Source organism: Microbacterium sp. NPDC056057 (genome assembly GCF_042266945.1).
GTDB classification, from domain to species: domain Bacteria; phylum Actinomycetota; class Actinomycetes; order Actinomycetales; family Microbacteriaceae; genus Microbacterium; species Microbacterium trichothecenolyticum_C.
The window spans coordinates 719838-746076 of sequence record NZ_JBHJWS010000002.1 but is presented as its reverse complement, the minus strand read 5'-3'; the positions used below and the strand labels follow the sequence as shown (position 1 = coordinate 746076).

General features: G+C 70.9%; 16 protein-coding genes. 9 read left to right on the top strand and 7 right to left on the bottom strand.

What is annotated here, in order from left to right; translation table 11 throughout:
- Nucleotides 1–3: 3 nt before the first annotated feature.
- Together ACFC1K_RS11105 and ACFC1K_RS11100 are read right to left on the bottom strand one after the other, a co-directional pair.
- The gene (locus tag ACFC1K_RS11105; protein WP_375871647.1) at nt 4–531 is read right to left on the bottom strand and encodes a hypothetical protein; all 528 of its coding nucleotides are present in this window, start codon (nt 529–531) and stop codon (nt 4–6) included.
- Between the two features lie 97 nt (nt 532–628).
- On the bottom strand, nt 629–1426 hold the full coding sequence (locus ACFC1K_RS11100; protein ID WP_375871646.1) for a spermidine synthase: 798 nt from the start codon (nt 1424–1426) through the stop codon (nt 629–631).
- A gap of 186 nt (nt 1427–1612) precedes the next feature.
- On the opposite strand from ACFC1K_RS11100, the gene ACFC1K_RS11095 reads away from it, so the two are divergent.
- Together ACFC1K_RS11095 and ACFC1K_RS11090 are read left to right on the top strand one after the other, a co-directional pair.
- Nucleotides 1613–2368: a LamB/YcsF family protein gene (locus ACFC1K_RS11095; protein ID WP_375871645.1), complete on the top strand. Its 756-nt coding sequence runs from the start codon at nt 1613–1615 to the stop codon at nt 2366–2368.
- Nucleotides 2362–3996 (top strand): 5-oxoprolinase/urea amidolyase family protein, encoded by a 1635-nt coding sequence (locus tag ACFC1K_RS11090; RefSeq protein ID WP_375871644.1) that lies wholly within the window; start codon nt 2362–2364, stop codon nt 3994–3996. The genes ACFC1K_RS11095 and ACFC1K_RS11090 overlap by 7 nt, the downstream gene beginning before the upstream one ends.
- A 115-nt stretch (nt 3997–4111) precedes the next feature.
- Here ACFC1K_RS11090 and ACFC1K_RS11085 read toward each other — a convergent pair whose 3' ends face one another.
- From ACFC1K_RS11085 to ACFC1K_RS11070, 4 genes are all read right to left on the bottom strand, one after another.
- On the bottom strand, nt 4112–6316 hold the full coding sequence (locus tag ACFC1K_RS11085) for a caspase family protein (RefSeq protein WP_375871643.1): 2205 nt from the start codon (nt 6314–6316) through the stop codon (nt 4112–4114).
- Nucleotides 6317–6355: 39 nt separating this feature from the next.
- Nucleotides 6356–8557 (bottom strand): CHAT domain-containing protein, encoded by a 2202-nt coding sequence (locus ACFC1K_RS11080; protein ID WP_375871642.1) that lies wholly within the window; start codon nt 8555–8557, stop codon nt 6356–6358.
- Nucleotides 8558–8715: 158 nt separating this feature from the next.
- Nucleotides 8716–11355, bottom strand: a complete 2640-nt coding sequence (locus tag ACFC1K_RS11075) for a DUF4062 domain-containing protein (protein ID WP_375871641.1) — start codon at nt 11353–11355, stop codon at nt 8716–8718.
- On the bottom strand, nt 11349–13967 hold the full coding sequence (locus ACFC1K_RS11070) for a DUF4062 domain-containing protein (protein ID WP_375871640.1): 2619 nt from the start codon (nt 13965–13967) through the stop codon (nt 11349–11351). The genes ACFC1K_RS11075 and ACFC1K_RS11070 overlap by 7 nt, the downstream gene beginning before the upstream one ends.
- 220 nt (nt 13968–14187) lie before the next feature.
- On the opposite strand from ACFC1K_RS11070, the gene ACFC1K_RS11065 reads away from it, so the two are divergent.
- The 4 genes from ACFC1K_RS11065 to ACFC1K_RS11050 all read left to right on the top strand — a co-directional run bounded on the left by ACFC1K_RS11065 (nt 14188) and on the right by ACFC1K_RS11050 (nt 23037).
- Nucleotides 14188–14535 (top strand): hypothetical protein, encoded by a 348-nt coding sequence (locus ACFC1K_RS11065; RefSeq protein WP_375871639.1) that lies wholly within the window; start codon nt 14188–14190, stop codon nt 14533–14535.
- 301 nt (nt 14536–14836) lie between these two features.
- Nucleotides 14837–18337, top strand: a complete 3501-nt coding sequence (locus ACFC1K_RS11060; RefSeq protein WP_310288306.1) for a DNA-directed RNA polymerase subunit beta — start codon at nt 14837–14839, stop codon at nt 18335–18337.
- 41 nt (nt 18338–18378) lie between these two features.
- Nucleotides 18379–22251: a DNA-directed RNA polymerase subunit beta' gene (gene rpoC, locus ACFC1K_RS11055; RefSeq protein ID WP_310288308.1), complete on the top strand. Its 3873-nt coding sequence runs from the start codon at nt 18379–18381 to the stop codon at nt 22249–22251.
- A gap of 171 nt (nt 22252–22422) precedes the next feature.
- Nucleotides 22423–23037 carry a hypothetical protein gene (locus ACFC1K_RS11050; RefSeq protein ID WP_375871638.1) on the top strand — a complete coding sequence of 205 codons (615 nt, stop codon included), beginning with the start codon at nt 22423–22425 and terminating at the stop codon, nt 23035–23037.
- Between the two features lies 1 nt (nt 23038).
- Here the strand turns inward: ACFC1K_RS11050 and ACFC1K_RS11045 are convergent, their stop codons facing one another.
- A complete protein-coding gene (locus tag ACFC1K_RS11045; RefSeq protein WP_375871637.1) occupies nt 23039–23632 on the bottom strand; it encodes a hypothetical protein in 594 nt (197 codons plus the stop codon).
- 113 nt (nt 23633–23745) lie between these two features.
- On the opposite strand from ACFC1K_RS11045, the gene ACFC1K_RS11040 reads away from it, so the two are divergent.
- From ACFC1K_RS11040 to ACFC1K_RS11030, 3 genes are all read left to right on the top strand, one after another.
- Entirely contained in the window at nt 23746–24717 is a 972-nt protein-coding gene (locus ACFC1K_RS11040; RefSeq protein ID WP_375871636.1) for an ABC transporter, read from the top strand.
- Nucleotides 24718–24757: 40 nt separating this feature from the next.
- On the top strand, nt 24758–25336 hold the full coding sequence (locus ACFC1K_RS11035) for a hypothetical protein (RefSeq protein WP_375871635.1): 579 nt from the start codon (nt 24758–24760) through the stop codon (nt 25334–25336).
- Nucleotides 25337–25408: 72 nt separating this feature from the next.
- Nucleotides 25409–26077: a spermidine/putrescine ABC transporter substrate-binding protein gene (locus tag ACFC1K_RS11030; protein ID WP_375871634.1), complete on the top strand. Its 669-nt coding sequence runs from the start codon at nt 25409–25411 to the stop codon at nt 26075–26077.
- Nucleotides 26078–26239: the final 162 nt, after the last annotated feature.

The window sequence follows — 26239 nt, the reverse complement described above, 5'->3', positions numbered from 1 at the left end:
ACCTCAGCTGGCGACGGATGCCGCGGCCCGGCGCCGGTCGGCGGCGTCGATCGCGAGGAGGGTCGACTCGAGCTGGTCCTCGGTGGCGCCGGACTCCTGGCGCAGGAACAGTGCGCGCTTGAAGTCCTTGCGGGCGGCCTCGAAGTCGCCGGCGTCGTAGTTGACCTTGCCGCGGTGCTGGTAGGCGAAGGCCCCGATGCCGGCCCAGCCCTGCCCGTCGGCCTCTTCGGCGCACGTGGTGAGCTCCTGATCGGCGGCTCCGTACGCGCCGCGGGCCTGCAGCACGGTGGCGTGCAGGATGCGGGCGCGCAGCAGGTCCTTGCGGGTGCCGGCCATGCGCGCGACGCGCACCGACTGCTCCGAGATGACGAGGGCCTCGTCGGGGCGATCCAGGACCTTGAGCAGCCACACGCGCTCGAGCAGCGCCGGAAGACTGCGCTGATCGCCGATCTCTTCGAGCCGCTCCTTGCACTGGCTCGGGTTCACCTTCTCGCGGAGAGTGTCGGGATCGTACCCGCTGATGTAGCTCACGTCTGACTCCCTTCGCCGCGCCGGTGGCCTCTCCAGTGTGCCTTGCCGCTTCCCGGGACGCGGTCGTGCCACGCCGGGTCGCGGCATCCGTGAACCGTCAGCGGGTGAAGACGGATGCCGCGGGCTTGGGCGACGGCGTCGCGTCGGCGTCGGTGGCCACCCGCGCGCCGCGCGCGAACTCGTCGAGCTCGCGTCCTTCGGCGACCTTGGCGGGGTGCGGACCCGCGGCCATGAGGCGCGGGAGCCACTCGGTCGGAAGGGGCGCGCGCGAGGCGGCGATCACGAGGTTGCCGAAGCGGCGGCCCTTGAGCGTCTGCACCTCGGCGAGCACGATGACGTGCTCGAGCACGGCCTGCACCGTCGCGACCTCGCGGCGGGCGAAGGCGAGGCCCGCGCCGTCGGCGACATTCACGAGGAGCACTCCGTCGGGGGCGAGGAACCGTGCGGCGTCGGTGAAGAACTCCACGGTCGTGAGGTGCGCGGGCGTCTGCGCGCCCGAGTACACGTCCGAGACGACGAGGTCGGCGGCGCCCACGAGACCCGCGGGCAGGCGCCCGAGCGTCTCGCGCGCATCGCCGATGCGCACCCGGATCGAGGCACCGCGGGGGAGCGGCAGGTTCTCGCGCACGAGGTCCCACAGCGCCGGCTCCAGCTCGACCACCTGCTGCCGCGAGCCCGGACGCGTCTGCTCGATGTACCGCGGGATGGTGAGCGCGCCTGCGCCCAGGTGGATCGCCGTCAGCGGCTGCCCGGGCATCCGCAGCCGGTCGATCACGGCGCCCATGCGCGCGACGTACTCGAAGTGCAGGTGCGTCGGATCGTCGAGATCCACATGCGACTGCGGCGTGCCGTCGACGTCGAGCTCCCACCCGCCGCCGAACGGCGAGCGCACCACGCGGGCGAGCGTCCCGTCTGAGAGCCGGACGGAGGGGACGGATGCTCCCCGACCTTCTCCACGGGTCGCTCCGCGCCCCGCGGAGCCTCCGGGTCGGGGGCCCACTTCCCTCGCGCGTGCCATGGCCTCCACGTTAGCCGCACCCCACGCGCCCGCACCCGGCGGGGGCGGGGATACCGTGGAAGCATGGCGGCGATCGACCTCAACGCGGACCTCGGCGAGACCGTCGACGGGGTGCCCACGGCCGACGACGAGGCGATGTTCGCGGTCATCTCGAGTGCGAACGTGGCCTGCGGCGGGCACGCGGGCGATGCGGCGTCGATGCGCGATGCCGTCGTCCGCGCGCAGCGCTTCGGCGTCGCCGTCGGGGCCCATCCGTCGTATCCGGATCGCGCGCACTTCGGCCGCATCGCCGTCGTGATCGACCCCGCCGAGCTCACCGCGACGGTCGCGGAGCAGTTCGCCGCGCTCGCCGACGCGGGCGCCGACCTCCGCTACGTCAAGCCTCACGGCGCCCTGTATCACGCGGTCACCGTCGACCGGGTGCAGGCCGACGCCGTCGCCCGGGCGACCGCGGACCGCTCCGCACTGCTCGGCCGGCCCTTGCCCGTGCTGGGCCTGGGGGGCGAGATCGTGCGGGCCGCGGCATCCGTCGGTCTGCCGTTCGTCCGCGAGGCGTTCCTCGATCGCGGCTACCTCCCTGGCGGCTCGCTCGTGCCGCGCACGCAGCCGGGCGCGCTGCTCGACGACCCCGCACTGGTGGCGGCGAGAGCCGTCCGCCTCGCGGACGAGGGCGTGGTCGAGGCGGTCGACGGCTCCCTCGTGCGCGCGGATGCCGCGTCGCTGTGCGTGCACGGCGACTCGCCGTCGGCGGTCGACATGGCCCGCGCCGTGCGCGCGGCGCTCGACGCCGCCGGCGTGGAAGTGCGGGCGCCGTGGTGACCCCGCGCGTGCGGCCGATGGGGGAGCGCGCGTTCCTCCTGGACGTCGGCGCGCTCGATGAGGTGCTCCCGCTGCACGCCGCGCTGGCCGCCACGCGTCCCGCTGGCGTCATCGACCTCGTCCCTGCCGCGCGCACGGTGCTCGTCCGGGTCGACCCGCGGGTGCTTCCGCCGGCGGCCGCGCGCTCGTGGGCGCTCGGTGCGGCGACGGAGACCCGGGAGGCGACGGATGCTGCGGCCCCGCCCGTCGAGCTCGACATCGCGTACGACGGGGCCGACCTGGCGGACACCGCGCGCCTGCTGGGTGTCGACGCCCACGAACTCGCGCGGCGCCACGCCGAGGCGGACTGGCGGGTCGCGTTCACGGGGTTCGCGCCCGGCTTCGGGTACCTCGTGAGCGACGACTGGACGTTCGACGTGCCCCGGCTCGAGTCGCCCCGCACCCGCGTGCCGGCCGGATCCGTCGGGCTCGCCGGCGTCTTCAGCGGCGCCTATCCCCGCGACACCCCCGGCGGCTGGCGGCTCATCGGCACGACCACGGCGCCCCTTTTCGATCCGGATGCCGCGTCCCCCGCGCTCCTCGAGCCCGGAGCGCGCGTGCGGTTCCGCCCGGCGCCGGCCGCGGTCACCGCTGCCCCCTCGACCCCGATCGAGAGCCGCTCGCCTGTCACGTACGGTCGGCCGGAGCGGCAGGTCGTGACCGGTGAGCGGTTGCACGCCGGGGATGATGGAGCGCCCGCGGGAGCGGCGCCGACGGGTCGCAGCATCCGTGTCGTCGAACCCGGCCTCTTGACGACCCTGCAGGATCTCGGCCGCGAAGGCGCGGGCTCGGTCGGCGTCGCGGTCTCGGGGGCGCTCGACCGCGGGGCGCTGCGCACCGCGAACCGCCTGGTGGGCAACCCCGAGGGGGTCGCCGGGCTCGAGGTCACGATGGGCGGGCTGCGAGCCGTGGCCGAGGCCGACCTGTGGGTCGCCGTGACCGGCGCGTGGGGCACGGTGCGCCTGGACGGGCGCGAGGTGGATCCGTACGAGGCCCACGCGTGGCGCGCCGGCTCCGAGCTGCACCTCGACTGGTTCGCGCACGGCGCGCGCGGTTACGTCGCCGTCCGCGGCGGGCTCGACGCCCACGCCGCGCTCGGCTCGCGGGCGACAGATCTGCTCGCGGGGCTCGGGCCCGCGGCGCTGCGCGCCGGTGACGTCGTGGGCGTGCGCGACGACGCGGCGGGGCCGGTCCCGGTGGCGCCTCCCGTCGGCTGGGGTGCGCCGCACGACGACGAGCTCGAGCTGGAGCTCGCGCCAGGTCCGCGGGCCGACTGGTTCGCTCCGGCAGCGCTCGCCACCCTCTACGACACGGTCTGGACCGTCTCGAATCACGCCGATCGCGTCGGCGCGCGCCTCGACGGGCCTGAGCTCGCTCGCCTGCGGAGCGGCGAGCTCGCGAGCGAGGGGATGGTGCCCGGAGCGCTGCAGGTGCCGCCGAGTGGAAGGCCGACGATCCTGCTCGCGGACGGCCCCGTCACGGGCGGCTACCCCGTCATCGCGGTGGTGACGGACGCGAGCCTCGACCTCGTCGCGCAGGCCCGGCCGGGCACGCGCATCCGCTTCCGCCACGCCCGCCCGGGCGGCTGAGCCGCGCCGGGCCGAGGCATCCGTCCCCTCTCGCGGGTGCTCGACACCTGCTTCAGGGGGCGCGACACGCGGGCTCGCCGAGGCGATCCCGCGTGTCGTGACACCCGCGACGGCGTCAGTCGGCGCCGCCCGCCTCCAGCAGGTCGGCGGTCGCCCGCAGGATCGCGACGATCGCGGCCGTGCGCACGTCGCTCGGCGCGCGGTGGCCGTCCGTCTCGACGGCCGCCGGGGCCACCGCCGCGAGGGCGTCGTGCACCGAGGTCAGCAGCCCGCGGGCGCCGAGGTCGCCCGCGGCGGACAGCATCGGACGCTGCTCGTAGGTGTCGTCGAGGACGTCGAAGACGGCCGCCACGAAGGCCGTGTTGCTCAGCTTCGGTGTCTTCGCCAGCACGCCGAGAGCGGCCGTGGTGAACACGCCGTGGCCGTTGGTCTCGAGCGCGACCTGGTCGGGCTGGCAGGCGCTGATGAGCACCTCCCTGCCGTCGGCGCGGGGCTTCGTCGGCACCGCCGCGCGGTCGGTCTCGACCTCGACCACCCGCTTCCACGCGGCTGTGCGGAAGGGATCGTCCGGCGACGCCGCCCGCTCCTCGCGGAACGCCGCCTCTTCGCCGGCGTTCAGCACCGTCATGCGCGGCGTCGCACCTGCCGGGATCTTGCGCGACTCGAACTCGGTCGGCGTGATCTCGCGGTTCACCGAGCCGGAGTGGCACGAGTCGAAGAACAGCGTCACCGCGACGCCTTCGGGGATCGCGTCCCAGATGACGCCGAGATCGTCGTCGACGATCAGCTGTCCGTCGCGGAAGTCGACCGGGCAGAGGGCCTCGTCCTTCGGGCCGAACTCGTCGGTCTCGTCGCCGTCGAGATCGGGCACGAACGTGCCGTGGCCGGCGAACTGGATCGCGACGATGTCGCCGTCGCGGGCCGACGAGACCTTGTCGAGCATCGCGCGCAGGATCGCGTCGCGGGTCGCGTCGCCGTTGTGGATCGACTCCACCTGGAAACCCGCGTCGCCGAGCGCCTTGGCCCAGGACTCCGCATCGGCGACGCAGCCGCTGAGCGGGTCCCTCGGGTACGCGTCGATGCCGATGCACAGGGCGAGCTTGCGCGATGCCGCGCCCCGCGCGCCGGTCGGCTCGGGGCGAGGCGCCGGGACGAACTCTCCGACTTCGCGCGCCCGCGCCGGGAACACGGCGACGTGGTCCGCCTCGTTGCTGTCGGGCACGCCGACCACGCGCCGGGCGAGACTCATCATGGTCTGCTCGTCATTGTCGAAGTCGCCGTGCGACGTCGCCTGCGTGCTGCTGCGGGGCCCGCGGGTGACGGGGCCGAGAACCAGGCGCTCGCTCCGGTCGCCCAGGTACGCCATCGTGCGGCCGGAGCCGCGCAGGTGCTCCTCGACACCGAGGATCTCGGCGTCCTTCTCCGCTTCGAAGGCCCGTGAGACGAGATACAGGAGGGACTTGCGGTACACGCCCGCGGTGTTGTCGCGCTTCTCGTGGTTCTCGTCCATCGTGAAGATCGAGAGGTTCTCGATCTTCCCGGCCTCCGCGAGCGGCAGCAGCGTCGCCTCGAAGGTGTCGATGCGCACGGCCGGTGCGAGGAACGTCACGGTCTTGACGCTGTCCACGCGGTCATCGCCCTCGAACAGCCGCGGGACGAAGTGCGAGTGGTAGATCGAGCCCGCGCTGTGCCCGCCGATGTGCAGTTCGATGGCGCCCGCGTTCGCCGCCATGAACTCGCGCAGCGCGCCGGCCAGCACGAAGGCCCCGCCCGGGTCGCCGCCGTCGACGCTGGGAAGACACGCGCCGGCCGAGTCGAGCTTCATGTCGTCCCAGAACTTGCGACCTCCGAGCACGCGCGCCGCCGCCTCGACCGCGAGGTCCGTGAGGTCGGTGAAGCCACGCTTGCCCGCCTTGCCGCGGACGACGTCCTCGAGGGTCGTCTTGAACCCGCTCTCCCACACGAGGTGGATCGGGTACACCCCGTTCTTCTTCCACCAGCCGGTCTGCCGCTGCGCCGTCAGAAGGCCGGCGTCCTTGTCGGTGAGACCGCCGTGCGCCCAGATGAACACCGGGACGGGTGCGGGCGTCTCCCCGGCGGGGGTCTTCTTCGCCTGCTGGTCGACGAACGCGGCGAGATCCACCTCGATCATGCGGCGGACGTCGGCCGCCGTCGTGGCGAAGTCCGCCACGGTGCGAGGCTTCGCGACCGCGGTCTTGGCGAGACGGCCGTCCGCGGTGTGGACGACGTGCTTGCGCAGCGCGGTGAGCTCGGCCGCCGTGAGGCTCGCGCCCCGGGCGGTCGTCGTGGTCTCGGGCATGGTGTCACGTCCTGTCTGCTGGTGATGGATGGCTGAAGGTCAAGGGTTGTCGCCGGCGTCCCCTGCGGCGTGGGGCACGAGCCTCGCGCGCGGGTCGGCGAACACGGTGAAGGCCAGCGACGTGAGATCGCCCGCCTCGCGCGCCGCCCGCCGCGCCGCGAGGACCGCCTCGCCGACTGTCGCGTTCTCGCCGAGCGTGCGCTGGTAGAAGGTGCGGACGAAGAGCGCCGTCACGTCGTCTCGCACGGCCCACGAGCAGCCGATGAACACGCCGACGCCGCCGCGGAGGAAGACCTCCGCGAAGCCGCCGAGGCCGGTGGCCCCCGAGCGCAGCCGGCCGACGTCGCACGCGCTGAGGAAGACGAAGGGGGTGGAGGTCGCGGCCGAGGTGTCGAGCTCGGGGAGATCTCGGCGCGCGTCGGAGTCGGTGTACGACGCCGACCCGTCGTCGTGGTCCTCGGAGAACGCCGCGAAGGCGATCTCCTGACCGAGCGGCGCGATGTCGCGCCAGCGGCCGTGCCCTGCGAAGTGGAGCAGGTCGAAACCGTCCTCGATCGCCTGGCGGAACTCGACCGGGTCGGCAGCGGATCGCGGGGGACCCGCGAGCAGGTCGCCGAGTGTCTCGATCTCCTCACGGGCGCGCGGGAGGTCGAGACTGTGGTCGACGTAGTCGGGTGCGATCGCGACCACGCGCGTCGGGTCGACAGGGATGACGGTGGGTCGCGACGTGCCGTACATCCATCGGGTGAGTCCGAGGTCACCGAGGAAGTAGCGCTCCGGATCGGGCCGTTGCTTGCCGACCGGGACGAGATGCACGATCTCCCAGGGGATGTCGAGCTCGCCCGAGGTCTGCAGCACGAGCTGCGAGATCCGGCGGCGTCGGCTCCAGAGCAGCGCGTTGACGTCGCCGCCGAGGAGCTCATCGGCGACCCGGGCACCGAGGGTGCGCACGTCACGCCGGGCGGTGTCGGCGGCCTCGTCGGGATCGTCTTCGACGGATTCGAGGAACGTCGTGCGAATCCTGGAGAGCTCCGCGTAGATGCCTTCGACGTACGCGCTCTTATCGGGCAGCCGCACGGAGTTCTTGGCGACGGTGCGCCCGATCTTCGCCGTGACGAGCAGCTCCGATGCGCCGCGCGACATGGACTCGTCGATGACGAGCGTCGGAAGGTCGGCGATGCTGCGGGGCGGGGCCGCGACCGTGGCGACCGTGGTGCGCGGGTCCTCGGCGACGATGCCCTCGACGGCGTCGTCGGCCGCGAGGATCGGCGTGCTCAGCGCCAGCACCGCGAGCGGCGTCACGATGGGCGGCTGGGTGAACGTGACGGTGATGTGTCCGCGTCCGGGGCCGTCGGGGACCAGCGCGAAGACGAGTCGACGCGGATCGGAGGCCTTCGCGGGGAGCGTGGTCGAGAGGATCGACGGCGTGCCGTCGGCGAAGGCGAGGCCTCGCAGCTGCATGGCCACCTCGATCTCGCGCGCCGGGTCGAACAGCGCCTTGGCCTTCTTGCGTGCCGTGCGGGCCGTCGGAGCGAGATCCGCGAGCGACAACCGCACGACCGCGTCGAACGGGACGCCCTCCACGACCCGCGCCGGCACCTCCGCATCGACGAACGCCGCGACGGGAGCCGCACCGTCGAGACCACCGGACGGTGTGACAGCCTCGGGCGCCGGCGCCGGCTCGGCGGCCACGGGGGGTGGCGCGGGCGCAGGCGTCGGAGATGGCGCAGGTGAGGGTGGGGGGACCACGGGCGCGAGCCCGGGTGAGCGTCCGCCGAATCCACCGCCACCGAGCACGACATCGGGGACGAGGGGCGGCGGTGGCGGTTCCGCGGCCGCCTCGAGCTCGCCGCCCATCCCCATGCCGCCCTGCGCGACCTGGTGCTCGAGCCACGCGATGCCCGTCTCGAAGTCGCTCGCCACGACCGTGAGGTGGAGGGTCTCGCCGCGTGCGACCGCGATCCGCGCGCTGTACCGGCCGGCGCCGAGGGCCTCGAAGTGGACGAGTTCGGCAACCCCGCCGCGTACGACGATCGCCGCGTAGTGGAAGTCGTCGCTGCCCTTGACGCGCACCCGCACCACGGTGTCGGAGAGGCCGTGCAGCATGATGTCGGCCAGGAGGGCCACGCCGAATTCGTTCGGCTCGACGTCCGGCGGGGCCGCGTCGACGCGCACGTCCACGGCGTCGGCGTCGGAATCGACGTCGACTGCGCCGTGCGGCACGTCTGGAACACGCGCCATGTCGACCCCCTCGCACCGGTGCCCAGTCACCTGACGATCCGAGAGCGCTGCTCGGTGCACAGCATACGAGCGCGCTCCTCACCACACCAGAGCGGCATCGTGGGCGGCTGATACCTCTGGACCGAGTGGATGCCGCGACCCGCGGCATCCACTCGGCTCTACCAGGCGCGCAGCGCGTCGACGACCGTCGCGAACTCGTGCTCCGGCAGTGCCAGCTGCACCGCTTCGGCGACGGTGAGCTCGGCCCCGGCGATCTCGCCGGCCTCGACGCTCTGCGCATCGCGGCCGCGGAGGATCTCGAGGTACGGCGTGTGCACCGTGAACGCCTCCACGTCGAAGATGCCGATGCGACGGCGGATCTCGCCGGCGGCGACGGCGAGCGCCGCCGCCCGCCACGCTTCGCCGTGGGCCGCCGCGACCGCGCACACGCCCTCGAGGCCGTACGCGACGCCCTCTTCGTAATGAAGCCCGACCGAGAGCAGCAGAGTGTGGACGAACTCGCGCTCCGCCTCCTCGATGCGGCCGAGCTGGAAGTTCAGGCGGGACCGCAGGTTGCCGGCGACCGAGGTCGTGAACAGGTCGCCCCGCGACTCGGCGACCGAGGTGGCACGGTCGAAGTGCGCGAGGGCGTCGTCGGTGGATCCGCGCACCCAGGCGAGGCGGCCGAGCGAGACCTCGGTGATCGCCTCCGCCCACGTGTTCCCGCGCTCGCGCAGCGTGATCACGGCCTCGCGCAGCTCGGCTTCGGCCTTGTCGGTGTCCAGATGCGAGAACTGCACGCGGGCCGTCGCGCGAGCGGCGAGCGCCATCGCCGCGGCATCCTCGTCGCCGCTCTCACGGAACAGACGCACGCACTCACCGAGGCCCGCCACCACCTGCTCGCTCGGCCGCTGCCACATCTCGCCCCACAGCGCGAAGAACCACGCGATCGCGCGGGTGTGCGGCGTGATCGGCTGCTCGTGCTGCTTCTCCAGGAGCTCGAGCATCCACACGCGCACCTCGGCGAAGAAGCCGGAGATCCACCAGTAGATGAGGAGGCACCACGCGAAGTCGCCGGCGTCGTCGAGACGGTTCGTGTAGACGAGGTGGCGCACGGCCGCGCGCAGGTTCGGCAGCTCGAGCCCGAGCCGCACCACGGCGTCGGCCTGCCCGCGCCCGCCGAGGTCGGGGGCGATCTGCTGGACGAGCTCCCGGTAGTAGTCGGCGTGGGCACGCCGCACGCGCTGCGCGTCGCCGCGCTCCTTGAGATGGTCCAGCGCGTACTCCCGCACGATCGCGAGCAGCGAGAAGACGCGGCGTCCGCCGAGCTCGCTCTGCTTCACGAGCGAGCCGTCCGCCAGCTCGGCGAGTGCGTCGATCGCGTGACCGCCCCACGGTCGGCCCTCGCCGAGGGCCTCGACCGCATCGAGCGTGAACCTCGTCGCGAACACGCCGAGATCCTCGAGCAGGTCGCGCTGCGCGGGCGGCAGGAGGCTCACGCTCCAGTCGATCGTCGCCCGCATCGTGCGGTGCCGTTCGGGCAGATCGCGCACCGCGGCCGTGAGCAGCGGCAGGCTCTTCTCGAGGCGCCCGGCGATCTGCGCCGGGTTCAGGATGCGCACCTTCGCCGCCGCGAGCTCGATCGCCAGCGGCAGCCCCTCGAGCCTGCGGCAGATGTCGGCGAGATCCCGCGCGTTGTCGGGTGTCACATCGAACTGCGGATCGATCGCGCGTGCCCGGTCGACGAACAGCGACACCGCCGCCGAGCGTGAGGTGCGGTCCAGGCTCGCGGGGCCCTCGCCGGCGGGCGTCGTGAGCGGCGGCACGTCGTAGACGCGCTCGCCGCGGATCCGCAGCACGATGCGGCTCGTCACGAGGAAGGTCGCCGTCGGCGCGACCGTGTACAGCCGCACGAGCACGGGTGCGGCATCCACGATCTGCTCGAAGTTGTCGAGCACGATCAGCACGCGGCGATCCGCGAGGGCGTGGGCGATGCGCTCCTCGAGCGCGGCCTCGCCGTTGTCTCGGATGCCGAGATAGTAGGCGATCGTCGGCAGCAGCAGGCCCGGCTCGAGCACGCCCTCGAGGAGGACGAAGTACACGCCGTCGGGGAACAGGTCGGCGCAGGCGAGAGCCGCCTCGATCGCGAGCCTGCTCTTGCCGATGCCGCCCGGCCCGATGAGGCTCACGACGCGGTCGGTGCCCCTCGCGAGCAGGGTGCGCACCGCATCGATGTCGCCCTCGCGCCCGATGGTGGTCGTGTAGGGAACAGGGACCCGGCCCACCAGGCCGACCGGCGCGGCACCGGCGTCGGGTGCCTCCGGCGTACGGGATTCGTCGAATCGTTCGGCGAGGAGCATGGCGAGGTCGCCGGCGACCTGGTCTTCGAGGTCTTGGGTGTTGTGGAAGTGGAGGTAGGCGGCGGTGTCGTCGGCTTGGATGCGGGCGATGAGGTCGGTGAGTCGTTGGTCTCGGGTGTCGGTGTCTTTGACGTAGATGAGTTTGGGCATGCCGGCGGGGGCGAGGTTGTATTCGTCTTCGAGGCCGGAGACGTCTTCGTCGGGGGCGACCCAGCCGTAGCTGGCGCCGTAGATGCCGATGAAGACGTCGGATTGGGCGAGGTAGGAGCGGTAGAGGTCTCGGGGCGGGTGGGGGCGGGCGCCGAGTTCGAACATCACGGGGGCGAGCCGGAGTCGCTCGATGGCCGACCGCACTGCTTCGCGTTCGTCCGCGAGCTCGCGCAGGGTCGAGCTCACGAACACCCGGATCCGCTGGTCGGGCGTGCGGATCACGGGCGCCCGCTCGGGGCCCGTCACCACGAAGGGACCTTTTCGCGGACGTCCGCGTCGGCGTCGGGCAGCGCGATCGCGATCGCGTCCGCGAGGCCCATCTCCCTGCCCGCGCGCTCTCCGGCCTCGACGCTGTCGGGGTCGACCGCCCGCAGCGCCTCCAGCGGGGCGAGATGCACGGCGAACCCCTCGATGTCGTAGATGCCCGTCGTCTCGCGGATGGTCGCCGCCACCGCGGCCAGGGCTCCGGCGCGCCACGCCTCGCCGTGCGAGGCGGCGATCGCGGACATTCCCTCGAGCCCGTACGTGGCGCCGTCGACGAAGTGCAGCCGGATCGACAGCGTCAGCGTCAGCAGGAACTCCGCCTCCGCCTCGTCGCGCTCGCCCAGCACGAATCGCAGGCGCGCGCGGTTGTTGCCCGCCACGACGCGGGTGAACGCATCATCGGCGGCATCGGCGATGTCGACCGCCCGGCCGAGGTGCTCGAGCGCCGCCGGGATGTCGCGACGGAGCATGCCGAACTGGCCGAGCACCACTTCGGCGAGCGACTCCGCCCAGCGGTCGCCGAGCTCGTGGAGCGTCGCGATCGCCTCGCCGATCTCGGCCCGGAACACCTCTTCGTCGAGGTCGGCGAACTGCAGCCGCGTCGACGCCTTCGCGGCGAGCGCCATCGCAGCGGCCTGCTCGTCGCCGCTCTCGGTGAAGAGCCTCACGACCTCGCCGAGGTCCTCCACCGCCTGGTCGCTCGGGCGCTGCCACAGCTCTGCCCACAGCGGGAAGAATGTCGCGATCGCACGCGTGCGCGGTCTCAGCGGCATCCGCTTCTCGAGAAGCTCCAGCATCCACAGCCGCACGTCGGCGAAGTACCCGCAGATCCACCAGTAGGCGAGCATCGTCCACGCGAAGTCGCCGGCGTCGTCGAGCCGGTCCATGGAGACCAGGTGGCGGGCCGCGGCGCGCAGATTCGGCACCTCGAGCCCCAGTTCGGCGACGGCGTCGATCTGCTCGGCTCCGCGCAGCCGCGGCGCGACCCGGTGCACCAGGTCGAGGTAGTAGTCGGCGTGCGCGATCCGCATCGCATCCGCCGCCCGGCGGGACTCGAGCGTCTCGAGGGCGTATTCGCGGACGATCGCGAGGAGCGAGAACACCGAGCGACCGCCCGAATCGATGCGCTGCACCAGCGACGCATCGATCAGCCCGGCCAGCGTCTCGATCGTGTGAGGTCCCCACGAGCGGGTCTCGCCCACCGCCTCGACCGACTCGAGGCTGAACCGTGCGGCGAACACGCCGAGGTCCTCGAGCATCGCGCGCTGGTCGTCGGACAGCAGGCCCACGCTCCAATCGATCGTCGCCCGCATGGTGCGATGGCGGTCCGGCAGATCGCGCACCGAGGTCGACAGCAGTGGGAGGGTGTGCCCGAGACGCTCGGCGACGTCGTGCGGCGAGAGCAGCCTGATCTTCGCCGCGGCCAGTTCGATGGCGAGCGGCAGCCCGTCGAGCCGGCGGCAGATGCCGATGACGTCGGCCGCGTTCTCGGCGGTCAGCTGGAAGCCGGGGAGTGCGGACGCGGCACGCTCGGCGAACAGCACGCATGCCGACGATGCCTGCGCCTGCGCGAGCGTCGCAGGGACATCCGGCGAGGGCGTCTCGAGCGTCTCGACCTCGAACACGCGTTCCCCGCGGATGCGCAGCACGATCCGGCTCGTCACCAGGAAGCATGCGCGGGGCGCGAGCGAGTACAGGCGCACGAGGACGGGGGCCTCGTCGATGATCTGCTCGAAGTTGTCGAGCACGATGAGGACGTGGCGGTCGCCGATCGCCTGCGCGATGCGCTCCTCGAGCGTGGCCGCCCCGGTGTCGCGCACGCCGAGGATGTAGGCGATCGTCGGCAGCAGGAGCCCCGGTTCGAGCACGCCCTCCAGCGGCACGAAGTACACGCCGTCGGGGAACAGGTCGGTGTTCGCGTGGGCCGCCTCGATCGCGAGCCGGCTCTTGCCGATACCGCCGGGACCGATGAGGCTCACCACGCGGTGGAGGCCTCCTGCCAGCAGCGCCCGGATCTCGGCGAGCTCGCCCTCGCGCCCGATGGTCTCGGTGTAGGGCTCGGGCACGCGAGCCGCGAGCGAGATCTCGGCCGCCGTGGCCGGCTCGATGCGCCGCGACTGGTCGAATCGTTCGGCGAGGAGCATGGCGAGGTCGCCGGCGACCTGGTCTTCGAGGTCTTGGGTGTTGTGGAAGTGGAGGTAGGCGGCGGTGTCGTCGGCTTGGATGCGGGCGATGAGGTCGGTGAGTCGTTCGTCTCGGGTGTCGGTGTCTTTGACGTAGATGAGTTTGGGCATGCCGGCGGGGGCGAGGTTGTATTCGTCTTCGAGGCCGGAGACGTCTTCGTCGGGGGCGACCCAGCCGTAGCTGGCGCCGTAGATGCCGATGAAGACGTCGGATTGGGCGAGGTAGGAGCGGTAGAGGTCTCGGGGCGGGTGGGGGCGGGCGCCGAGTTCGAACATCACGGGGGCGAGCCGGAGTCGCTCGATGGCCGACCGCACTGCTTCGCGTTCGTCCGCGAGCTCGCGCAGGGTCGAGCTCACGAACACCCGGATCCGCTGGTCGGGCGTGCGGATCACGGGGTGTCCCACCCCAGTCATGTGCATATATTGGCGCGATCGGAGGCGTTTCGCCATGGTTTCGGTGCACGGATGTATCGGAATCGCCGCGCGGCTTCAGTTCGAGCGCATGCGTTTCTCATCCCGGCACCTCCCTTCCGTGCCGGCGCGCCCAGGAGTAAGTTGCGGCGGTGACGGCGTCGGAGTGGACGCCGTTGGTCCGGATTGGGGCTCCGGGCGTCACTCATGGGAGGGGAATGCGATGAAGAAGGCTTTGGCGTGCGCGGTCGTGGCGATCGGGCTGGTGCTCGGCAGCGGCGGAGCCGCGATGGCGGGCGAGGTCAACGGGAACGGCGGGGCGGCGAGCGGCGCCGCGAACTCGGCATCCGAGTGCGCGTTCTCGGGTCAGGACACGCCCGACGCCATCGAGAACCCGCCGGGCGGCCCGGGTTACGATCCGGCGTTCAACGACGACGGCTTCGCGATGCGGGGCAACCAGAAGAACGGTTACCACGGCGTGCAGAACTACGGCATGTTCCAGAAGGCGAAGATCGACATCCCGATCAACCCCGGTGACGCCTGCCGCGGAAATCTGGGGAAGAAGCACTGATCTGACCTCGGCGCCACGCCGCGCCCGCGTGTTCCGGCCCTGTGCCGGGCGCGCGGGTGCGGTCGTCTTCCGGCTTATACCGCAGCATCCAGAACTTTTCAAGAATCCGACTGGACACGGCGCGTCGTGCGACGTATAGTGGGTCTTTGCGCTCTTGGATTCCCCCTGCCCTCATATGGTGGTCGGCTGTGCCTGCGCCCCCTCACGTTCACGTGAGGAGTGCCGCGCGGGTTTCGGGGATGAGGAGCACTCCACCTGACGACAAGGAAACGAGCCCTACGGGCCCACGGAGGTAATCCCCTTGGCTGCTGCGCGCAACGCATCCAACCCCACCACCACCCCGAAGAACGGACGCGGAGCATCCCGCCTCTCGTTCGCCAAGATCTCCGACACGCTGACGGTCCCCGACCTTCTCGCGCTGCAGACCGAGTCGTTCGACTGGCTCGTCGGCAACGAGGCCTGGAAGGCGCGCGTCGCGGACGCGAAGGCCGCCGGTCGCACCGACGTGCCCGAGGTCAGCGGCCTCGAGGAGATCTTCGAGGAGATCTCGCCGATCGAGGACCTGAGCGAGACCATGCAGCTCTCGTTCACGAACCCGTACCTCGAGCCCGAGAAGTACTCCATCGAGGAGTGCAAGGAGCGCGGCAAGACGTACGCGGCCCCGCTCTACGTCGAGGCCGAGTTCATGAACCACCAGACCGGTGAGATCAAGACCCAGACGGTCTTCATGGGCGACTTCCCGCTCCAGACCGACAAGGGCACGTTCATCATCAACGGCACCGAGCGCGTCGTCGTGTCGCAGCTCGTCCGTTCGCCCGGTGTCTACTTCGACAAGACCCCCGACAAGACGTCCGACAAGGACATCGTGTCGGCGCGCGTCATCCCGTCGCGCGGCGCCTGGCTCGAGTTCGAGATCGACAAGCGCGACCAGGTCGGCGTCCGCATCGACCGCAAGCGCAAGCAGTCGGTCACCGTCTTCCTGAAGGCCCTCGGCCTCACCAGCGAGGACATCCTCGCCGAGTTCGCCGGCTTCGACTCGATCGAAGAGACCCTGTCGAAGGACACGATCCTCACCAAGGAGGACGCGCTCCGCGACATCTACCGCAAGCTCCGTCCGGGCGAGCAGGTCGCCGCCGAGGCCGCCCGCGCGCTCCTGGACAACTTCTACTTCAACCCGAAGCGCTACGACCTCGCCAAGGTCGGCCGGTACAAGATCAACCACAAGCTCGGTCTCGACAAGCCGCTCACCGACTCGGTGCTGACGGTCGACGACATCGTCGCGACGATCAAGTACCTCGTGCGCCTGCACCGCGGCGACGTGACGTTCGACGGCGTGCGCGGCGGCAAGCCGGCCGAGATCCGTCTCGACGTCGACGACATCGACAACTTCGGCAACCGTCGCATCCGCGCGGTCGGCGAGCTCATCCAGAACCAGGTCCGCACCGGTCTGTCGCGCATGGAGCGCGTCGTCCGCGAGCGCATGACCACGCAGGACATCGAGGCGATCACGCCGCAGACCCTGATCAACGTCCGCCCCGTCGTGGCCGCGATCAAGGAGTTCTTCGGAACGTCGCAGCTGTCGCAGTTCATGGACCAGAACAACCCGCTCGCGGGTCTGACCCACAAGCGCCGCCTCTCGGCCCTCGGCCCCGGCGGTCTGTCGCGTGAGCGCGCAGGCGTCGAGGTCCGCGACGTCCACCCGTCGCACTACGGCCGCATGTGCCCCATCGAGACGCCGGAAGGCCCGAACATCGGTCTGATCGGCTCGCTCGCCTCGTTCGCGCGCATCAACGCGTTCGGCTTCATCGAGACGCCGTACCGTCGTGTCGTCGAGGGCAAGGTCACCGACCAGATCGACTACCTGACCGCCTCGGAGGAGAGCGACTACATCGTCGCCCAGGCCGGTGTCGAGCTGAAGGCCGACGGCAGCTTCGCGCAGGACCGCGTCCTCGCCCGTCGCGGCAACGGCGGCGAGGTCGACCTCTTCCACTCGGAGGAGATCGGCTACATGGACGTCTCGCCGCGCCAGATGGTGTCGGTGGCGACCTCGCTCATCCCGTTCCTCGAGCACGACGACGCCAACCGCGCCCTCATGGGTGCGAACATGCAGCGCCAGGCCGTTCCGCTTCTCCGCTCGGAGTCGCCGGTGGTCGGCACGGGCATGGAGGGCTTCGCCGCGATCGACGCCGGTGACGTCGTCACCGCCGACAAGGCCGGTGTCGTCGTCGAGGTCTCGGCCGACGTCGTGACCGTCCAGCTCGACGAGGGCGGCACCCAGGACTACTTCCTGCGCAAGTTCGACCGCTCGAACCAGGGCACGTCGTACAACCAGCGTGTGGTCGTCTCGGCCGGTGAGCGCGTCGAGGCCGGCGAGGTCATCGCCGACGGTCCCGCGACCGAGAACGGCGAGCTCGCCCTCGGCAAGAACCTCCTCGTCGCGTTCATGACGTGGGAGGGTCACAACTTCGAGGACGCGATCATCCTCAGCCAGGACCTGGTGAAGGACGACACCCTCTCCTCGATCCACATCGAGGAGTACGAGGTCGACGCCCGCGACACGAAGCTCGGCAAGGAGGAGATCACGCGTGACCTCCCCAACGTCAGCCCCGACCTCCTGAAGGACCTCGACGAGCGCGGCATCATCCGCATCGGCGCCGAGGTGCGTCCCGGCGACATCCTCGTCGGCAAGGTCACGCCGAAGGGCGAGACCGAGCTGTCGGCCGAGGAGCGCCTGCTCCGCGCGATCTTCAACGAGAAGAGCCGCGAGGTCCGCGACACGTCGCTGAAGGTGCCCCACGGTGAGCAGGGCACGATCATCGCGGTCAAGGAGTTCAACGCCGAGGACGGCGACGACGAGCTCGGCTCGGGCGTCAACCGCCGCGTCGTGGTCTACATCGCCCAGAAGCGCAAGATCACCGAGGGTGACAAGCTCGCCGGCCGTCACGGCAACAAGGGCGTCATCGCGAAGATCCTCCCCGTGGAAGACATGCCGTTCCTCGCGGACGGCACGCCGGTCCAGGTCATCCTGAACCCGCTCGGCATCCCCGGTCGAATGAACTTCGGCCAGGTCCTCGAGCTCCACCTCGGCTGGATCGCCAAGCAGGGCTGGAAGGTCGAGGGCACCCCCGAGTGGGCCGCCCAGCTGCCCGAGCAGGCCTTCGAGGCTCCGGCCGGCACCAAGGTCGCCACGCCGGTGTTCGACGGCGCGTTCGAGGCCGAGATCGCGGGTCTGCTCGACTCGACGAACCCGACCCGCGACGGCGAGCGCCTGATCGACTCGTCGGGCAAGACGCAGCTGTTCGACGGTCGCTCCGGCGAGCCGTTCCCGGCTCCGATCTCGGTCGGCTACATGTACATCCTGAAGCTGCACCACCTCGTGGACGACAAGATCCACGCGCGCTCGACGGGTCCGTACTCGATGATCACCCAGCAGCCGCTCGGTGGTAAGGCGCAGTTCGGTGGCCAGCGCTTCGGTGAGATGGAGGTGTGGGCCCTCGAGGCCTACGGCGCCGCGTACGCGCTCCAGGAGCTCCTCACGATCAAGTCCGACGACATCCTCGGCCGCGTCAAGGTCTACGAGGCGATCGTCAAGGGCGAGAACATCCAGGAGCCCGGCATCCCCGAGTCGTTCAAGGTGCTCATGAAGGAGATGCAGTCGCTCTGCCTGAACGTCGAGGTCCTCTCGGCCGACGGCACCGCTGTCAACCTCCGCGACACCGACGATGACGCCTTCCGCGCCGCTGAAGAGCTCGGCATCAACATCTCCAGCCGCTTCGAGTCCTCGTCGATCGACGAGATCTAAGCGCGCCAGGTAACGAACGAATTTCCGACACAGGAGAACCAGTGCTCGAATCAACCACTTTCGATCAGCTTCGCATCGGCCTGGCCACCGCTGACGACATCCGTCGTTGGTCCTACGGCGAGGTCAAGAAGCCCGAGACCATCAACTACCGCACCCTGAAGCCCGAGAAGGATGGTCTGTTCGGCGAGCAGATCTTCGGACCCTCGCGCGACTGGGAGTGCGCGTGCGGCAAGTACAAGCGCGTCCGCTTCAAGGGCATCGTCTGCGAGCGCTGCGGCGTCGAGGTCACCAAGTCCTCGGTCCGCCGTGAGCGCATGGGCCACATCGAGCTCGCCGCGCCCGTCACGCACATCTGGTACTTCAAGGGCGTGCCCTCGCGCCTCGGGTACCTGCTCGACATGGCGCCGAAGGACCTCGAGAAGGTCATCTACTTCGCCGCCTACATGGTGATCTCGGTCGATCAGGACGCTCGCCACCGCGACCTGTCGACGCAGGAGAACAACATCCGCCTCGAGCTGAAGACGCTCGCCGACCGCCGCGACGCGCGTGTGGCCGCTCGCCTCCAGAAGCTGGAGGAGGAGCTCGCCGCGCTCGAGGAGGAGGGTGCCAAGGCCGACCAGAAGAAGAAGGTCAAGGACGCCGCCGAGAAGGAGATGGCGTCGATCCGCAAGGGCACCGACGACCAGATCACGCGTCTCGAGAAGGTGTGGGAGGACTTCCGCACGCTCGAGGTCGGCCAGCTCAAGGGCGAGGACGAGATCTTCCACGAGCTCCAGGACCGCTTCGGTCAGTACTTCGAGGCCCACATGGGCGCGGAGTCGATCAAGCGTCGCCTCGAGGCGTTCGACCTGGCGGCCGAGGCCGACAGCCTGCACCTGCAGATCTCCGAGGGCAAGGGCCAGCGCAAGATCCGTGCGATCAAGCGCCTGAAGGTCGTCAACTCGTTCCTGCAGACCGGCATGTCGCCGGCCTCGATGGTGCTCGACGTCGTCCCGGTGATCCCGCCGGAGCTGCGCCCGATGGTGCAGCTGGACGGTGGCCGCTTCGCGACCTCCGACCTGAACGACCTGTACCGCCGCGTGATCAACCGCAACAACCGCCTCCGTCGCCTGATCGACCTCGGTGCCCCCGAGATCATCGTCAACAACGAGAAGCGCATGCTGCAGGAGGCCGTCGACGCGCTGTTCGACAACGGCCGCCGCGGTCGCCCCGTCACCGGTACCGGCAACCGCGCCCTCAAGTCCCTGAGCGACATGCTCAAGGGAAAGCAGGGTCGCTTCCGCCAGAACCTGCTCGGCAAGCGCGTGGACTACTCGGGCCGTTCGGTCATCATCGTGGGTCCGCAGCTCAAGCTCCACCAGTGCGGTCTGCCCAAGCAGATGGCGCTCGAGCTGTTCAAGCCGTTCGTGATCAAGCGCCTGATCGACCTCGGTCACTCGCAGAACATCAAGGCGGCCAAGCGCGCCGTCGAGCGCACGCGTCCCGAGGTCTGGGACGTGCTCGAGGAGATCATCCGCGAGCGTCCCGTGCTGCTCAACCGTGCACCCACGCTGCACCGCCTCGGCATCCAGGCCTTCGAGCCGCAGCTCGTCGAGGGCAAGGCCATCCAGCTGCACCCGCTCGTCTGCGCCGCCTTCAACGCGGACTTCGACGGTGACCAGATGGCCGTGCACCTGCCGCTGTCGGTCGAGGCCCAGGCCGAGGCCCGCATCCTGATGCTCGCCTCGAACAACATCCTCAAGCCGTCGGACGGCCGCCCGGTGACCCTGCCCTCGCAGGACATGATCATCGGTCTGCACCACCTGACCACGGTCATCGAGGGTGCTGCCGGCGAGGGCCGCGTGTTCGGTTCGGTCGGCGAGGCGATCCTGGCCAAGGACGAGGGCACCCTCGACCTGCAGGCCAAGGTCCGCATCCGCATCCCGGGTCTCGCGTTCCTCGAAGGCGAAGCCCCCGAGGGCTACGAGCGCCACGGCCTCGTGGACGCCTCGCTCGGCCAGGCGATCTTCAACGACACGCTCCCCAAGGGCTACCCGTTCGTCCGCGAGCAGGCAGACAAGGGCAAGCTGTCGCAGATCGTGAACAAGCTCGCCGAGGAGTACCCGAAGGTGGAGGTCGCAGCATCCCTCGACCGCATCAAGGACGCGGGCTTCTACTGGGCCACCCGTTCGGGTGTCACCGTGGCGCTCAGCGACATCCTCACGCCCCCGAACAAGGGCGAGATCGTCGCGGGCTACGAGAAGCAGGCCGCGAAGGTCCAGGCGCAGTTCGAGAAGGGTCTCACCACCGACGCCGAGCGTCGTCAGGAGCTCATCAAGATCTGGACCGAGGCGACCGACGAGGTCCAGAAGGCGATGCGCGACCACTTCCCGGCCGACAACACCATCAACCGCATGGTCTCGTCGGGCGCCCGTGGTAACTGGCTGCAGATCCGCAACATCGCGGGTATGCGAGGCCTGGTGAACAACCCGAAGGGTGAGATCATCCCGCGCCCGATCATCTCCTCGTACCGCGAGGGTCTGTCGGTGGCGGAGTACTTCATCGCGACGCACGGTGCCCGTAAGGGTCTGGCCGACACGGCCCTCCGTACCGCCGACTCGGGCTACCTGACCCGTCGCCTCGTGGACGTCTCGCAGGATGTCATCATCCGCGAGGAGGACTGCAGCACGACCAAGGGCCTCGAGTTCACCATCGCCGCTCCCGGTGCCGACGGCACGCTGGTGCGCGACGCGAACGTCGAGAACTCGGTGTTCGCCCGCACGCTCGCGGCCGACGCGGTCGACCCGAAGGGCGAGGTCGTCGCCTCGGCCGGTGAGGACGTCGGCGACGTGCTCATCGACAAGCTGGTCGCGGCGGGTGTCGAGTCCATCAAGGTGCGCTCGGTGCTCACGTGCGACTCGGCTGTCGGCGTCTGCGCGAAGTGCTACGGCCGTTCGCTCGCGACCGGAAAGATCGTCGACATCGGCGAGGCCGTCGGCATCATCGCGGCCCAGTCGATCGGTGAGCCCGGCACGCAGCTGACGATGCGTACCTTCCACACCGGTGGCTCGGCGTCGGCAGACGACATCACGCAGGGTCTTCCCCGCGTGCAGGAGCTGTTCGAGGCCCGCACCCCGAAGGGTGCGTCGCCGATCGCCGAGGCCGACGGCCGCATCACGATCGACGAGACCGACAAGGCCAAGAAGGTCATCCTCACGCCCGACAACGGCGACGAGCCGCACGTCTACCCGGTCCTGAAGCGCGCGACGCTCCTGGTCGAGGACGGACAGCACGTCACCGTCGGTCAGCCGATCCTGGTCGGCACGCTCGACCCCAAGGAGGTCATGCGTGTCATGGGTGCCCGCGAGGTGCAGAAGTACCTCGTGAACGGCGTCCAGGGCGTGTACCGCTCGCAGGGTGTGCCGATCCACGACAAGCACATCGAGGTCATCGTCCGTCAGATGCTGCGGAAGGTCACCGTGGTCGACCACGGCGACACCACGCTGCTGCCGGGTGAGCTGGTCGACTTCAAGAAGTACCAGACCATCAACCGCGAGGCGGTCGGCGAGGGCAAGCGCCCCGCGTCGGGTCGTCCCGAGCTGATGGGTATCACGAAGGCGTCGCTCGCGACCGAGTCGTGGCTGTCGGCCGCGTCGTTCCAGGAGACCACCCGCGTCCTGACGCAGGCGGCCATGGAGGGCAAGAGCGACCCGCTCATGGGCCTCAAGGAGAACGTCATCATCGGAAAGCTCATCCCCGCCGGAACCGGACTCGCGAAGTACCGCGATGTCACGGTCGAGGCGACGGAGGAGGCCAAGAGCGAGCGGTACCCCAACCGCATCTTCGCCTCGGACGGCGCGTACACCGACGCCGACCTGAGCTACGTCGACTTCGACAGCTTCTCCACGGACGGTTTCACCACCGACTACAACTGAGTCCCGGGTCTGAAAGACCCTGACGCTCGAACGAGAGGCCCCGGCATCGCCGGGGCCTCTCGCCGTTGACGGGACGGATGCCTCAGCCTGCGGCGTCCTCGGAGGCCCCGCGCGCGCCGCGGCGCAGCATCCGTCTCTCCGGCTTACCGTGGAGACGGAGGTGGGGGCCCCATGGCGAGGATCGGTGGACGCAACTCGTGGATCGCCGTGCCCGCGGGGATGCTGTGCGCCGCGGTCGTCGCCTCGCTCGTGTGGCTGGCGCTGCCGATGGTCCCGGTGGCCGTCGCGTGGGTCGGCGACACGCTGCGCAGTGCCACCGCGCCGCGGCCCGAGGCGACGCCTGTGCAGACGCCCGCCCGGATCGCGGCGGACGGCGGCGCGATCGACTGCCGCACGCTGTACTCCGACGACCTCTGGAACGAGCTGACGTGGCGGGAGGGATCGCTGCTCAACCAGTCGACGGCGGCTCCTGCGACGGCGGCGGCGGCGTTCGCCGATGCCGCCGCGCCCGACGTGCTGGTGACGTGCACCTGGCGGTTCGACTCGGGCGGGATCGTCACCACCCTGTCGAAGGTGGACGCCGACGCCGCCACGATCGCCGAGGCCGCGCTGGCGGGCGACGGGTTCTCCTGCCGGACGGCGGACGCCGCCACCGTCTGCGACCGCACGCGGGGCGCGGTGCTCGAGGAGCACACCCTCCGCGACGGACTGTGGCTCGTGAGCGTCGAGACGGCGTGGCACCCCGACGACTACGGCCCGCGGCTCGACCACACGGTCTGGGGCTGACTCAGCCGAAGATGCTCGCGACGACGGCTGCCGTGTAGCCGGCGGGCGCGAGGTTCGAGTACTGCGTGTCGATGAGGATGTCGTCGCGCCAGAACAGCGTGCGTCCGTCGGTGACCGGGTACGTCTCGTTCGGCCAGGTCTTCTCGCAGCGCGTGCCGCCATCGGGGGTGTAGCACGTGTAGCCCTCGTCGGTGACGAGCTTGTTGAGCATGTCGAGCGCCGGCCCCCGCGACATGGAGGAGATCTTGGTGACCAGACCCGTCGTGTCGGCGGCGGGGTCGCGCCACACGCACACCAGACTGCCGTCGGGCTGCGCTCCCGATGCGCCGAAGGCGGGGTCGTTGAGCGGCACGCCCTCGAGCTGAGCGAGTACGTCGGCGGTCAGGATCGCGCGGCAGTCGTCGGGGATCTCCGCGCTCGCGGTGGGCGACGGCGTCGGGGTGGGCGTCGCCGATCCGGACGCCGACGTGGACGGTGTGGGCGTGAAGGTGAGTCCGCCCCCCGAGGGCGCGTCGGGTGCGCACGCCGTCAGCGCGGCGAGTGCGAAGAGAGTGGATGCCGCGGCCGCGGCGACCCGGAACGCCCGTGGTGCCATGGGCTCAGGGTAGTGGGCGGGCGCGTATTCCCCCGGCACGCCTCCGTCGTGTGCGCGGAACCGCGGGCTACTCTGCCTCTGCGGGGATGAGCCCTGCGTGAGGAGTGCCTGCGATGAGTGACCCCAAGTCGTCCTACGGCGAGCCCGTCGACGAGCCCAACGGCGTCGACGACGTCGTCGGCCGTGCGAACGAAGGTCTCGCCGACGCCGAGGCCGCCCGCCGTGACACCGGCGCCACCGAGACTCCTGCCGCAGAGACCCCCGCCGACGAGACCGAGGCATCTCGCACCGCCGACGCGGAGGCGTCCGCCGAGGCTCCCTCGACCACCGCCGAGGCGCCGGCCGCCGCCGAGCCCGACCCGTGGGACTCGCCGGAGGCGGCCACGCTGGACTACACGTCCACCGCGACGCCCGCTCCCGCCGCCGACGACTCGCCCACCGTGGTGGTCCCGCCGGTCGTGACCCCGAGCGAGCCCGTCGTCGCCGAGCCCGCGGTCGTCGCCGCGGCCGCCGCCCCGCAGCCGATCTTCGTGCAGGCGCCCGAGGCTCCGCGTCCGCGGGGCAACCGCGCCGCCGCCGGAGCCATCGGCCTGCTCGCCGCCGTCGCGTTCGCTGTGCTCTACCTCGCGGTGTGGCTCGGCGTCGACGCGATCAAGGGCGACGTCACCGGCGCGAACGTCGGCACGACCGCCCTCGAGGCACTCGCGACCTGGTCGCTCTGGGTGCCCGTCGTCGTGTTCTTCATCGGCTTCTGGCTGCTCGGCGCGATCATCAACCGCGGCCGCTGGGGCCACTGGGTGGTCTTCGGCATCCTCGTGGGCGTCGCCGCCTACGGCGGGCACATCCTGGGCGCGCTGTTCCAGGCCCCGTTCTGGAACCTCACCGCCAGCGAGGGCGCCAAGCTCGTCGAGGGCGAGCTGCTGACGCCGCTCGCGATCGCCGCGTTCATCATCGGCCGCGAGCTCACGATCTGGTTCGGCGCGTGGGCCGCCGCGCGGGCGAAGCGCGTCACCGAGCTCAACATCGAGGCGCAGCGCGAGTACGAGCGCACGCTCGAGGCCGGCCCGCAGCTCGTCCGCCAGTAAGCCCCGTCCGCGTCCGTGCCCGCCGACGTAGGCTGGCGGCATGGCCGCTGACGGTTCGGACGGGCCGTCGCAGGGACGCGTGCGACCGCCTGTCGCCCTGGCCTTCGCGACGATGGGCTTCGTCGCGCTCCTCATCTTCGGGCTCGGCATGACCAGTCTGGTGACGGAGGAGGATGTCATCGCGAGCCCCGGGCTCGGACAGGCTCCCGGGATCACCGGCGTCGTGTGCGCGACACTCGCTTTCGCCGGCGGCCTGTGGGCCGCGATCGCACGCGCCGGAAGCCGGACGGATGCTGCGGCCCCGGCGCGCGGCGCCGCACCGGGGTCCGCGGGCGCGGGGTCGAACGCCGGCGCCGGGGCGAGGCATCCGTCGTACTGGGGTGCCGCGTGGACGACCGCCGCGACCTTCCTCGCGTACCTCGCGGGAGTGTGGTTCGGCGCCGTGTTCACCGGTGCCGATCTCGGCGTCGCGACGGCGGTGGTGGGACGCCTCGCGACCACGTGGTTCGGGCTCGTGGTCGCGGCGGCGGCGTTCGTGTCGTCGTGGGCGGGCATCGCGCTCGTGCGCACCCGCGCCCGCCGCCCGAGATGGCCGTGGGAGGACGAGTTCGACGAGTGATCCGGCGGCCGACGGCGCTCGGAACCGCGGAAATCCGCACGAGTGCGGAGGCCGGGCACTAGCGTGGGACGCGTGGAGCGGTCGCTCGAGACCCAGGTCAGCCAGGCGGTGGACGCCTGGCTCGCGTGGGTGCCCCGCTGGGAGCCCGCGACGCACCACGGCCGGACCGCCCCCTGCCGCCGCTGCTTCGGGTCGCCCGTGCTCTCGGCTGCGGGTCTCGGCGCCGACGTGCCGCACGGCGTGCAGCACGGCCTGTCGACCCGCATCAAGACGATCGTCGACCGCTCGGTCGCCGAGTACACGGCGCTGAACCTGCCGATGCTGCAGGCCGAGCTCGATCAGCAGGCCACCCGCAACCGCGCCCGCACCTACCGCCCCGGCGAAGGGCTCGATCCCGAGTTCGAGGGTCTTCCCATGGACCCCGATCCGGTGCCCGGCGCCCCCTTCCTGTTCACGATCGCGGGACTCGCCGAGGAGGCCGACGCGCACGTGCCCGCGCTGCCCCCGCTGAGCGAGGAGGCGAAGGCGGCACTGCGCCAGGAGGTCGGGCTCGCCGACGACTACGCGAACATGGTCGGCCGCGAGGTGTGCACGATCCTGCTGCACCATCGCCTGCGCATCCAGGCCGCGGTGACCGAGTACGTCGAGCCCCAGATCGAGGCGATGCTCGCCGATCTCACGAAGTCGCTCGACGCACCGTTCGACCCCCACGACCCCGGCGACACTCCGCGGCTAGACTGACGCCGGCCCCGTCATTGCGGCACGGTCCGACGCCGGACCGCCGCACGCGCTCCACTCTCCACATCCCTGCTCGCCATGCGGGTTCTCGGGAGGTGGGTTTTGTTAGCATGACCGGGTTTGTTGTCGCCCTGGCGACATGGGTGTGACGGTAGCGGACTGCGG